11 protein-coding genes are annotated in these 11,043 nt (G+C 50.5%); 9 read left to right on the top strand and 2 right to left on the bottom strand.

Features of this window, described 5'->3' with window-relative positions:
- Positions 1–14: 14 nt before the first annotated feature.
- Both glmL and glmS read right to left on the bottom strand, forming a co-directional pair.
- Complete coding sequence (glmL, locus tag JQN59_RS15900; RefSeq protein ID WP_003831429.1) at positions 15–1,403, bottom strand: methylaspartate mutase accessory protein GlmL; 1,389 nt, start codon at positions 1,401–1,403, stop codon at positions 15–17.
- Positions 1,403–1,852 carry a methylaspartate mutase subunit S gene (gene glmS, locus JQN59_RS15895; RefSeq protein ID WP_003022963.1) on the bottom strand — a complete coding sequence of 150 codons (450 nt, stop codon included), beginning with the start codon at positions 1,850–1,852 and terminating at the stop codon, positions 1,403–1,405. The genes glmL and glmS overlap by 1 nt, the downstream gene beginning before the upstream one ends.
- 1,217 nt (positions 1,853–3,069) lie before the next feature.
- Here glmS and cydA point away from each other — a divergent pair.
- The 9 genes from cydA to tolB all read left to right on the top strand — a co-directional run bounded on the left by cydA (position 3,070) and on the right by tolB (position 11,024).
- A complete protein-coding gene (gene cydA, locus JQN59_RS15890) occupies positions 3,070–4,638 on the top strand; it encodes a cytochrome ubiquinol oxidase subunit I (protein ID WP_008784156.1) in 1,569 nt (522 codons plus the stop codon).
- A 15-nt stretch (positions 4,639–4,653) separates the two neighbouring features.
- A complete protein-coding gene (gene cydB / locus JQN59_RS15885) occupies positions 4,654–5,793 on the top strand; it encodes a cytochrome d ubiquinol oxidase subunit II (RefSeq protein WP_003831431.1) in 1,140 nt (379 codons plus the stop codon).
- Between the two features lie 14 nt (positions 5,794–5,807).
- Complete coding sequence (gene cydX / locus JQN59_RS15880) at positions 5,808–5,921, top strand: cytochrome bd-I oxidase subunit CydX (RefSeq protein ID WP_003022970.1); 114 nt, start codon at positions 5,808–5,810, stop codon at positions 5,919–5,921.
- Complete coding sequence (gene ybgE, locus JQN59_RS15875) at positions 5,921–6,214, top strand: cyd operon protein YbgE (protein WP_048214655.1); 294 nt, start codon at positions 5,921–5,923, stop codon at positions 6,212–6,214. The genes cydX and ybgE overlap by 1 nt, the downstream gene beginning before the upstream one ends.
- A gap of 542 nt (positions 6,215–6,756) precedes the next feature.
- Positions 6,757–7,161, top strand: a complete 405-nt coding sequence (gene ybgC / locus JQN59_RS15870) for a tol-pal system-associated acyl-CoA thioesterase (RefSeq protein WP_003831439.1) — start codon at positions 6,757–6,759, stop codon at positions 7,159–7,161.
- Entirely contained in the window at positions 7,158–7,850 is a 693-nt protein-coding gene (tolQ, locus tag JQN59_RS15865) for a Tol-Pal system protein TolQ (RefSeq protein ID WP_003022976.1), read from the top strand. The genes ybgC and tolQ overlap by 4 nt, the downstream gene beginning before the upstream one ends.
- A gap of 3 nt (positions 7,851–7,853) precedes the next feature.
- The gene (gene tolR, locus JQN59_RS15860) at positions 7,854–8,282 is read left to right on the top strand and encodes a colicin uptake protein TolR (protein WP_003022978.1); all 429 of its coding nucleotides are present in this window, start codon (positions 7,854–7,856) and stop codon (positions 8,280–8,282) included.
- A 64-nt stretch (positions 8,283–8,346) separates the two neighbouring features.
- On the top strand, positions 8,347–9,603 hold the full coding sequence (gene tolA, locus JQN59_RS15855) for a cell envelope integrity protein TolA (RefSeq protein ID WP_008784157.1): 1,257 nt from the start codon (positions 8,347–8,349) through the stop codon (positions 9,601–9,603).
- A gap of 128 nt (positions 9,604–9,731) precedes the next feature.
- Entirely contained in the window at positions 9,732–11,024 is a 1,293-nt protein-coding gene (gene tolB / locus JQN59_RS15850) for a Tol-Pal system beta propeller repeat protein TolB (protein ID WP_003022981.1), read from the top strand.
- Positions 11,025–11,043 lie beyond the last annotated feature (19 nt).

The following is an 11,043-nucleotide window of genomic DNA, read 5'->3' as shown; positions in this document are numbered from 1 at the left end:
AGCTGCCTTAAGTTTTATAGGGTTAAACACTGAATGCTGGTGCGAGCAGCGGCTTGCGGGTACAGCCTGGCGACGTTTGCCAGTAGAGGGAGCAGGCCATTTGAATCGCGGTAATACTCAAACTGATTCGGTAACAGAATTCTTTTACCCTGGTCGTCCAGCTCCCTGTATTTGAGCCAGTTATGGATATCGAACTGGCTGGCGCGAGAGAGCCATCCCCCTGAACCGACGACTTTGCGTACGGTGGTGAGATCGCGACCCATCTGTAAATCCACATTACCCACGCAGGTGCAAACCTGCTTTTTAGTGCCCGCGTGGCGCTCAGCGGCATAGCCCACGCACAAACCTGCCAGCAGGGTGTCGAAATATTTCTCTTCCTCGCTGAGTGGCAGGTAATCCGGTTGCCCAACCAGGTGGCGTAGATAGCGGTAAAACGCTTCCTCGCGCTGTGGCTGCTGGGCGAAGATGACTTTCACCATATCCTGCGTGCTTTCTCCCACCACAACGGCGGAAACGCGCATTCCAAGGTCGCCTTCAACGGTACGTTTGACGAACGGTTCAGGAACACCATGCAGGACGGTATCGGGGGAGAGGGTATTCGCGCTGGCCGAATAGACATCCGTGGTGGCTCCGCCCATATCAATCAGCATGAATTCCTTCCATGCGCTGTCGTAATCGCTAATGGCTTTGACTAACTCATATACCGTCCATGGCGTCGGCATTGGCTCTTCGCCTGTTTCGCCGACGATAACGTCCAGACCTTTGCCTTTGACGATGCGTGACAAGAACACATCGCAAATCGCCTGACGCGCGGCAAACGGATTCGGGTGATCGAGGTCCGGCAGAATGTTGTCTACCGTGGTCAGATCCTTATGTCCCAGAATCGTTTGTATTTCGTCCTGAATGTCCCGGTTTCCGGCGTAGATAATGGCGCAATCAAGCTTTGAGCCAGCCAGCGCGTGTGCATTCGCCAGGCCGTAACTTTCTTCGCCACCGTCTGTCCCGCCGGTAAACAACAGAATGTCTGGCGGTGATGATTCCAGCTCCTGGATGTCATGACGGTTCAGCTTGTACGAATAATATTGCGCGATTTTCGCTCCTGCCGAATGGGCGGTAACTTTTGCCGACTCCAGCGTAATGGAAGGCACCAGCCCCATTGCTGCAACGGCGAGCCCACCTTTCGCTGAGGAGGAGTATTTCAACTGCACTTCACCACTTTTCAGTAACGGGCGAGCATCGGCAACATTCAGCACCTGATTCAGGCTGGCAAAAAAACCGTCTGCCAGATGATGTGTGGTGGTTGGGGTCAGGACATGGTTTACCAGGGTTAATTCCTCGCCTTCATGTGCGAAGAGGGCTGCCTTGGTCCATGTCGAGCCGATATCGACAGAAACTGTTTGCATCAGATGGCCTCTTCCAGGCAACGCTGTTCGAGGCCATTGTGTTGGTGAATATCATTAGTGATAAGCGCGCAAACATCTTCCAGATCGTGGCTGGGGGCGAAGACCCGGTTAAAGCCCATCTCTTTAAACTTCACTTCCACGTCGGCGAAGTCATGTTTACCGACGACCAGGTTGCCGCCGACGTACAGCAGAATGTCGCCAAGGCCGCGTTCGATGCAGCGCTCACGTAGTCCGAGGCAGTCAATGTCGCCATGACCGTAGATAGAGGACACCACGATGGCATCGGCGCCTGTTTCAATCGCAGCATCAATATATTCATCCTGGCTCACCATCACCCCGAGGTTGATTACGTGAAAATCATGAGCAGTAAAAACGCGATCCAGAACTTTATTACCTACTGCATGGCAGTCAGCACCGATGACGCCAATAACAAGTGTAGATTTCTTCATGGGTAATCCTCTGTAGGGCTGATGGTCAATAAGTGAAATTATTTTCTAATATTTAGAACATGGATTGTGACAACCTCTTAATAGGGTTGGAGTTTCTGTGGAAGCGAAAAAGGAAGCAATTGATCTATTTTCAAAATATCCTGAGAAAAATGATTGTTATATTTGCCATCTATAAAATACGTTCATAATCAATGTGATGGGTTATCTTTTCTTAGCTTTGTTTAATTTATTAGGGAATTGGGTAATAAATGACTTGCCATGTTTGTGATCGAAATCTTATTTTGTTATGCGCGCCATTTATGACGTGTTTTAAATAATTTCAAAAATCCCAATTACTAATTAACTTGTGAACGACATAACGGTTTTTTATTTTTTAATCTTATATGTCACAATTCATTTTTGTTAAATTTAGGATAAAAATGATAAGGAAATGTTTGTGGCATATTTAATCTTTGCCACATAAGAGAGGAGGGGGTGTTAATGATAACTTTCAGTGATGATTTAAGCGAAACGTCAGCGTTCTCTCGCAGAACGACAAACGCAATGCATCGGTCATTGTGGAACGTTTTCGCTTCCAGTTGAGATAGTTACATCTAGGTGTTAATTATAAGTAAAATTTAAATGAACAATTTGTATGAAATAACAAATCCATGACTTGCTAAACAAAAAACTGTGAGCTACCCAGCATTAGTGATTCTTTATCTGCTATCAATTTTGTCAGCCGGGCTGGTTAAAAGATCGTGTACATTTAAATAAATATCCTATCATTTGTAGTAACGGCAATTACTCATTGAAAAACATGTTGTTAACATCGCGTTTACTAGTAGCGTGAGTGCTAAACACTATTAACATTAAATTTGAAAATTGATTTAAATCAATGTTTAAAACTTGGAAAACAGCACCAAAAGAGGTTAAATTGCTTCAGATCAAATTGGTCTGAAAGTGGTAAATTAGCTATAAATTGATCACTATCGAAAAATGCAAATTTGTCTCGATAAAAACCTGTTTATTGTAAGGATTTTACGGCGTAATATAATTGCGGGATCAATTTGAGTGTTTTATTAACATGTTTGTAACCTTTCATCATTGTCCTTTCTTCAAATGAGAGGAAAGGGTAGCGGCGGAAGGAAGCAGATAAATTTGTATTGGGGCATGCGTGTGACCCTTTCTAACGGGGTTCACTCTCGGAGTCTTCATGCGATGAGCAAGGAGTCATGATGTTAGATATAGTCGAACTGTCGCGCTTACAGTTTGCCTTGACCGCGATGTACCACTTCCTGTTTGTGCCACTGACGCTCGGTATGGCGTTCTTGTTGGCCATCATGGAAACGGTCTACGTCCTTTCCGGCAAACAGATTTATAAAGATATGACCAAGTTCTGGGGCAAGTTGTTTGGTATCAACTTCGCTCTGGGTGTGGCTACCGGTCTGACCATGGAGTTCCAGTTCGGGACTAACTGGTCTTACTACTCCCACTATGTAGGGGATATTTTCGGTGCGCCGCTGGCGATCGAAGGTTTGATGGCCTTCTTCCTCGAATCCACCTTTGTAGGTCTGTTCTTCTTCGGCTGGGACCGTTTGGGTAAAGTCCAGCATATGTGTGTCACTTGGCTGGTGGCTCTGGGTTCTAACCTGTCCGCGTTGTGGATTCTGGTTGCGAACGGCTGGATGCAGAACCCAATCGCAGCGGATTTCAACTTCGAAACCATGCGTATGGAGATGCTGAGCTTCTCTGAACTGGTGCTCAACCCGGTAGCACAGGTGAAATTTGTTCACACTGTGGCATCTGGTTATGTATGTGGCGCGATGTTCGTTCTGGGTATCAGCTCCTACTATATGCTGCGCGGTCGTGACTTCGCGTTTGCTAAACGTTCTTTTGCTATCGCTGCCAGCTTTGGTATGGCTGCTATTCTGTCTGTTATCGTTCTGGGTGATGAATCTGGTTACGAAATGGGCGACGTGCAGAAAACCAAACTCGCTGCGATTGAAGCAGAATGGGAAACTCAGCCTGCACCGGCTTCCTTCACGCTGTTCGGTATTCCGGACCAGGATGCGCAGGAAAACCATTTTGCGATTCAAATTCCTTATGCGCTGGGCATCATTGCCACCCGCTCTGTTGATACACCGGTCATTGGTCTGAAAGATCTGATGGTGCAGCACGAAGAGCGTATCCGTAACGGGATGAAAGCGTATCAGTTGCTGGAAGAACTGCGTGCTGGTACTACCGACCAGGCCGTTCGTGACCAGTTCAACAGCATGAAGAAAGACCTGGGTTATGGTCTGCTGTTGAAACGCTATACGGACAAAGTTACCGACGCGACCGAAGCGCAAATTCAGCAGGCAACGAAAGATTCTATTCCTCGCGTTGCGCCGCTGTACTTCGCTTTCCGTATCATGGTGGCATGCGGCATTCTGATGCTGGCAATTATCGCGGTGTCCTTCTGGACTGTGCTTCGTAACCGTATCGGTGAGAAAAAATGGCTGCTGCGCACCGCGCTGTATGCGATTCCTCTGCCGTGGATTGCTATTGAATCCGGTTGGTTTGTTGCAGAGTACGGTCGTCAACCGTGGGCGATTGGTGAAGTGTTACCAACAGCCGTAGCGAACTCTTCGCTGACTGCTGGCGACCTCATCTTCTCGATGCTGTTGATTTGCGGCCTGTATACCCTGTTCCTGGTGGCTGAACTGTATCTGATGTTCAAGTTCGCACGCCTTGGGCCGAGTAGCCTGAAAACCGGTCGTTATCACTACGAGCAGTCCACTGTGACTTCTCAGCCGGCACGCTAAGACAGGAGTCGTCAAATGATCGATTATGAAGTATTGCGTTTTATCTGGTGGCTGCTGGTTGGCATTCTGCTGATTGGTTTTGCAGTCACTGATGGCTTCGACATGGGGGTGGGCATGCTCACCCGTTTCCTCGGTCGTAATGATACCGAGCGTCGAATTATGATTAACTCCATCGCCCCGCACTGGGACGGTAACCAGGTTTGGCTCATCACCGCGGGTGGCGCACTGTTCGCTGCCTGGCCGATGGTGTATGCCGCTGCGTTCTCCGGTTTCTATGTGGCGATGATTCTGGTACTGGCATCGTTGTTCTTCCGTCCGGTCGGTTTTGACTACCGCTCTAAGATTGAAGACATGCGCTGGCGCAACATGTGGGACTGGGGCATCTTCATTGGTAGCTTCGTGCCACCGCTGGTGATTGGCGTGGCGTTCGGCAACCTGCTGCAAGGGGTTCCGTTCCACGTAGATGACTATATGCGTTTGTACTACACCGGTAACTTCTTCCAGTTGCTGAATCCGTTTGGTCTGCTGGCGGGTGTCGTGAGCGTTGGGATGATCATCACCCAGGGTGCGACCTATCTGCAGATGCGTACGGTAGGTGAACTGCATCTGCGTGCTCGTGCAACTTCACAGGTTGCGGCGCTGGTGACTCTGGTCTGCTTCGCGCTGGCCGGTGTATGGGTGATTTACGGTATTGACGGTTATGTTGTGACCTCCGCACTGGATCACCATGCCGCCTCAAACCCGCTGACCAAAGAAGTGGCTCGTGTGGCTGGCGCATGGATGGTGAACTTTAACAATGCACCTATCCTGTGGTTGGTTCCTGCTCTGGGCGTGGTTCTGCCGCTGTTGACCATCCTGACTTCTCGCATGGAGAAAGGGGCATGGGCGTTCGTCTTCTCCTCACTGACGTTAGCCTGCATCATCCTGACTGCCGGTATCGCAATGTTCCCGTTTGTGATGCCATCCAGCACCATGATGAACGCAAGTTTGACCATGTGGGATGCCACCTCCAGCCAGCGTACATTGAATCTGATGACCTGGGTCGCGGCGGTGTTTGTACCGATTATTCTGCTGTACACCAGCTGGTGTTACTGGAAGATGTTCGGTCGCATCACTAAAGAAGATATTGAAAGCAACACCCACTCTCTGTACTAAGTAAGGAGCTTAAAATGTGGTATTTCGCATGGATTTTGGGAACGCTTCTTGCCTGTGCATTTGGGATAATCACAGCGCTGGCGCTTGAGCACGTTGAATCAGGCAAAGCCGGGCAAGAAGATAGCTAATGACCAACATTATCGCGATGGTATACAACGCGATGGACAAGCGCCCCTTGCGGGCGCTTTCATTTGTGCTGGCAATCGTGTTGGCTGGCTGCATATTCTGGGATCCGTCTCGTTTCGCGGCCAAAACCAGCGAGCTTGAAATCTGGCATGGTTTCCTGCTGATGTGGGCAGTCTGCGCAGGCATTATTCACGGCGTTGGCTTCCGTCCTCGTGCCGTACACTGGCAGGGTATCTTCTGCCCGCTGATCGCGGATATCGTCCTCGTTGTTGGACTGTTTTTCTTCTTCTTTTGAATAAGAAACATCCTTAAATATTTATGGGCTTGCATAAGCCCATAATTTTTTACTCTCCGTTTACTTTCCCCCATTCCAAAGCACCATTCCCGCGCGTATAGTAGCGAAGTTTGAAAGCACTAACCTGAGGTTGTGCCCTGTGGTTGTGTGCGGTGGCGACGCTGTACCATCAGGACGTTATCAAGGCGGAGTGCGCTGGACATAGTAGAACTATGTCCAAGTGCGACAACACAGAGAACATCCTGATGGAACGCGTCCCGAAGGGCTGAGAATCTTTTTGCACAGTACTGCGTTACTTGCGTCTTGTTTGGAATTACCAAACTTCGCCACTCGCGCCTTGTTCTGTGCAAAAATTTTCGTCAGCGCCATCCGCGAACAACCACAGGATACAACCTAATTGCATTACCGGGATGTACAGTGAAGACAGCGCGATATACAACGACATTCTTGATGCATCGCGGCGGCAAGAACGCGAATCACCAGACGCTTACAAAGGTAAGTAACTGGTGTGAGTGGGCGAAGCCAACAAAGAGGCAGTAGGAATGAATAAGTATATGTTTCGATGGCCGGTTCGTGTCTATTATGAAGATACCGATGCCGGTGGGGTGGTTTACCACGCCAGTTACGTCGCTTTTTATGAAAGAGCACGCACAGAAATGCTTCGTCATCATCACTTCAGTCAGCAGGTCCTGTTGGCCGAACGTGTAGCCTTTGTGGTGCGCAAGATGACCCTCGAGTATTTTGCGCCTGCCCGGCTCGACGATATGCTCGAAGTTCAAACCGAAATTACGTCAATGCGTGGCACCTCATTGGTTTTCACGCAACGCATTGTCAACGCAGAGAACACCGTGCTGAATGAGGCCGAAGTTCTGATTGTTTGCGTTGATCCACTCAAAATGAAGCCTCGTGCGCTTCCCAAGTCTATTGTCGCGGAGTTTAAGCAGTGACTGACATGAATATCCTTGATTTGTTCCTGAAGGCAAGCCTTCTGGTTAAACTTATCATGTTGATTTTGATTGGTTTCTCAATCGCATCCTGGGCCATCATCATCCAACGGACCCGTATTCTTAATGCTGCTTCACGTGAAGCCGAAGCATTTGAAGACAAGTTCTGGTCCGGCATTGAATTGTCGCGCCTGTACCAGGAAAGCCAGGGGCGTCGTGATAATTTGGCGGGCTCGGAACAAATTTTCTATAGCGGATTCAAGGAATTTGCGCGTTTGCATCGAGCAAATAGCCACGCGCCGGAAGCGGTCGTTGAGGGGGCTTCCCGTGCGATGCGTATCTCGATGAACCGTGAACTGGAAACGCTGGAAACGCATATTCCATTCCTCGGCACCGTTGGCTCCATCAGCCCGTATATCGGTCTGTTCGGTACCGTTTGGGGGATCATGCACGCATTTATCGCGCTGGGCGCGGTAAAACAGGCGACGCTGCAAATGGTCGCACCGGGTATCGCAGAAGCGTTGATTGCAACGGCTATCGGTCTGTTTGCGGCAATCCCGGCGGTTATGGCCTACAACCGTCTGAACCAGCGCGTGAACAAACTGGAACTGAATTACGACAACTTTATGGAAGAGTTCACCGCGATTCTGCACCGCCAGGCGTTTACCGTTAGCGAGAGCAACAAGGGGTAAGCCATGGCCAGAACGCGTGGACGAGGTCGTCGCGAACTCAAGTCCGAAATCAATATTGTACCGCTGCTCGACGTACTGCTGGTGCTGTTGCTGATCTTTATGGCAACCGCACCGATCATTACGCAGAGTGTGGAAGTCGACCTGCCGGATGCGACCGAGTCGCAAGCCGTCAGCAGTAACGACGAACCCCCGGTCATTATTGAAGTTTCCGGTATTGGGCAATACAGCGTGGTGGTTGAGAAAGATCGTATGGATCAACTACCACCGGAGCAGGTTATTGCGGAAGCGAAAAGCCGCCTGCAGACCAATCCGAAAACGGTCTTTTTAATCGGTGGTGCGAAAGACGTGCCTTATGATGAAATAATTAAAGCGCTGAACTTGTTACACAGTGCAGGCGTAAAATCGGTTGGCTTGATGACGCAGCCAATCTGATGACTGCGTTTTGCTGGCTTGAAAGATAGCACGTAACAGGCGAACAGTTTTTTGGGAACCGAGAGTGTCAAAGGCAACCGAACAAAACGACAAGCTCAAAAGGGCGATAATTATTTCAGCGGTGCTGCATGTCATTTTATTTGCAGCGCTGATCTGGAGTTCGTTCGATGAGCACATTGATGCTTCAGCCGGCGGCGGTGGCGGTTCGTCCATCGACGCCGTTATGGTCGATCCTGGCGCCGTTGTGCAACAGTACGACAGGCAGCAGCAACAGCAGGCAAGTGCGAAACGCGCTGAAGAGCAGCGTGAAAAGCAGGCGCAGCAGCAAGCTGAAGAACTTCGCGAGAAGCAGGCAGCTGAGCAAGAGCGACTGAAGCAGCTGGAAAAAGAACGTTTAGCCGCGCAGGAAAAAGTGCGCGAACAGGCGGAACAGCAGAAGCAAGCTGAAGCCGCCGCAGCGAAAGCGCAAGAGCAACAGAAACAGGCTGAAGAGGCTGCGGCGAAGGCTGCTGCAGACGCGAAGGCTAAAGCTGATGCTCAGGCTAAGCAAGCGGCAGATGCCGCGAAGAAAGCCGCTGCAGACGCACAGAAAAAAGCTGAGGCTGAAGCCGCTAAAGCCGCCGCTGATGCGAAGAAAGCTGCAGAAGCACAAGCTGCTAAGGCAGCTGCGGACGCTGCGAAGAAAGCACAGGCTGAGGCCGCTAAGCAAGCAGCAGCCGAGAAAGCTGCTGCTGAGAAAGCAGAAAAAGCTGCTGCCGCGAAAGCTGCCGCTGCTGAAAAAGCGGCGGCTGATAAGAAAGCCGCTGCAGAAAAAGCAGCGGCAGACAAAAAAGCTGCAGCTGAGAAAGCCGCTGCCGATAAGAAAGCTGCGGCAGATAAAGCAGCTGCTGCTAAAAAGGCTGCGGCCGAAAAAGCCGCTGCAGCCTCTGGCGTTGACGACTTGTTGGGCGACCTGAGCTCTGGTAAGAATGCACCGAAATCGGGCGGTGGAGCGAAAGGAAACGGCCAACCGGCGAAAGATAGTGGTACAAGTGGTGCCAATGGCGGTGCATCTGGCGCTGATATCAGTGCTTACGCATCTCAAATTCGTAATGCGATCCAGAGCCGTCTGTATGGTGCAGATTTGTATGCAGGTAAATCTTGCGTATTACATATCAAGTTAGCACCCGATGGTCTGTTACTGGATGTGACCGAAGAGGGCGGGGATCCGGCATTGTGTCAGGCTGCGCTGACGGCTGCGAAAACCGCCAGAATTCCTAAACCGCCTAGCCAGGCAGTTTATGAAAAAGTAAAAGATGCCAAACTGGACTTCAAACTGTAATAACGACCCCTGAGAAATCAGGGGAAACGGTCTAAGGTTGAGACAGAGTTCTGGTAGTTTTGTGTATTTGAGTTTGTTAACATTCTGCTAAATTATCGTGGGCTTTCCGTCCAGATAAGGGAGATATGATGAAGCAGGCATTACGAGTAGCATTTGGTTTTCTGATGCTGTGGGCAGCGGTGCTGCACGCAGAAGTACGTATCGAGATCACCCAGGGGGTGGACTCGGCGCGCCCGATTGGTGTTGTCCCCTTCCAGTGGGCAGGACCGGGTGCTGCACCTGAAGATATCGGTGGTATCGTAGGTGCTGACCTGCGTAACAGCGGTAAATTTAACCCGTTAGACCGTTCTCGTCTGCCTCAGCAGCCCGGTACCGCGCAGGAAGTTCAACCTGCCGCTTGGTCTGCGCTGGGCATTGATGCCGTAGTCGTCGGCCAGGTTACGCCGAACCCGGATGGTTCTTACAGCGTTGCCTATCAGCTGGTTGACACCGGTGGCGCACCGGGTACCGTACTGGCACAGAACACCTATAAAGTGAACAAGCAGTGGCTGCGTTACGCGGGCCATACTGCAAGTGACGAAGTGTTTGAAAAACTGACCGGCATTAAAGGTGCATTCCGTACCCGTATCGCTTATGTTGTTCAGACCAACGGTGGTCAGTTCCCGTACGAATTACGTGTGTCCGACTACGATGGTTACAACCAGTTCGTGGTACACCGTTCTCCGCAGCCGTTGATGTCTCCGGCGTGGTCCCCGGACGGTTCAAAACTGGCGTACGTTACCTTCGAAAGCGGTCGTTCAGCACTGGTTATTCAGACACTGTCTAACGGCGCGGTTCGTCAGGTAGCCTCGTTCCCACGTCACAACGGTGCGCCTGCGTTTTCTCCGGATGGCAGCAAACTGGCGTTTGCCCTGTCTAAAACCGGTAGCCTGAACCTGTATGTCATGGACATTGGTTCCGGTCAGATCCGTCAGGTGACGGATGGTCGTAGCAACAACACGGAACCTACCTGGTTCCCGGACAGCCAAAACCTGGCCTTTACGTCTGACCAGGCCGGTCGTCCGCAGGTATATAAAGTTAACGTCAACGGCGGTGCTCCGCAGCGCATTACCTGGGAAGGTTCGCAAAACCAGGATGCGGATGTGAGCAGCGACGGTAAATTTATGGTAATGGTAAGCTCGGCGAACGGTCAGCAACACATTGCCAAACAAGATCTGGTAGCGGGTGGCGTACAAGTTCTGTCGTCAACGTTCCTGGACGAAACGCCAAGTCTGGCACCTAACGGCACTATGGTAATCTACAGCTCTTCTCAGGGGATGGGATCCGTGCTGAATTTGGTTTCTACAGATGGGCGTTTCAAAGCGCGTCTTCCGGCAACTGATGGACAGGTTAAATTCCCTGCCTGGTCGCCGTATCTGTGATAATAAATAATTGATTAAT

This window comes from Citrobacter sp. B72 (assembly GCF_016894305.1).
In the GTDB taxonomy this organism is placed as follows: Bacteria; Pseudomonadota; Gammaproteobacteria; order Enterobacterales; family Enterobacteriaceae; genus Citrobacter; species Citrobacter portucalensis.
The sequence above is the reverse complement of the archived record's forward strand: the minus strand, read 5'-3'. Positions and strand labels throughout refer to the sequence as shown.

Bases quoted from the DNA above. Each gene is read 5' to 3' on its own strand.
- cydX (WP_003022970.1), top strand. From the start codon at position 5,808: ATGTGGTATTTCGCATGGATTTTGGGAACGCTTCTTGCCTGTGCATTT.
- ybgE (WP_048214655.1), top strand. From the start codon at position 5,921: ATGACCAACATTATCGCGATGGTATACAACGCGATGGACAAGCGCCCC.
- cydB (WP_003831431.1), top strand. From the start codon at position 4,654: ATGATCGATTATGAAGTATTGCGTTTTATCTGGTGGCTGCTGGTTGGC.
- cydA (WP_008784156.1), top strand. From the start codon at position 3,070: ATGTTAGATATAGTCGAACTGTCGCGCTTACAGTTTGCCTTGACCGCG.
- glmL (WP_003831429.1), bottom strand. From the start codon at position 1,403: ATGCAAACAGTTTCTGTCGATATCGGCTCGACATGGACCAAGGCAGCC.
- tolB (WP_003022981.1), top strand. From the start codon at position 9,732: ATGAAGCAGGCATTACGAGTAGCATTTGGTTTTCTGATGCTGTGGGCA.
- glmS (WP_003022963.1), bottom strand. From the start codon at position 1,852: ATGAAGAAATCTACACTTGTTATTGGCGTCATCGGTGCTGACTGCCAT.
- tolR (WP_003022978.1), top strand. From the start codon at position 7,854: ATGGCCAGAACGCGTGGACGAGGTCGTCGCGAACTCAAGTCCGAAATC.
- ybgC (WP_003831439.1), top strand. From the start codon at position 6,757: ATGAATAAGTATATGTTTCGATGGCCGGTTCGTGTCTATTATGAAGAT.